This is a genomic window from Bradyrhizobium sp. Kon58, assembly GCF_055807455.1.
This window is the reverse complement of record NZ_JBVVOT010000177.1, coordinates 1-411: the sequence shown is the minus strand read 5'-3', so window position 1 is coordinate 411 and position 411 is coordinate 1. Positions and strand designations below refer to the sequence as shown.

The following is a 411-nucleotide window of genomic DNA, read 5'->3' as shown; positions in this document are numbered from 1 at the left end:
CTAAAAGTGAAACCAGAGCTGAAAATTTTCCGCCCTGCTGCAAGCCAACCCCTATTCCGGCAGCAACAAGACCAGAGATCGCTAAAAAGAAATTGAACACTGTCATCCGCTGTTGCGCATGCAGTTCGAAGTACTTCCAAGCGTGTTCCATCGAACGCTCAAACTTTATAACATCATCCATATCCACCTCGACAATTAAAATTACTTTAACTAAAGTACAAGCACACAACACTTGATCCCCAGAAGCAAATCAAAAACAGTTTGCAATAGTAATATCATTTTGGCATTATGACAAGAAAATCCGCTTTTGTGCCAAAAAGGACCACAGCATGAAAATGAGAAAAACGACAAACATAAACTTAGTTGATGTCCAAAATCTTGTTCGAGGAGCTCTCGCAAAGCTCAAAGAAC

Annotated in this window: 1 protein-coding gene; it reads right to left on the bottom strand. The window is 40.4% G+C overall.

From position 1 onward, the window contains the following. Positions 1-181 (bottom strand): hypothetical protein (locus tag AC0L20_RS40015; protein WP_473295672.1); only part of this gene is annotated, 181 nt, incomplete at its 3' end. Between the last annotated feature and the right edge of the window lie 230 nt (positions 182-411).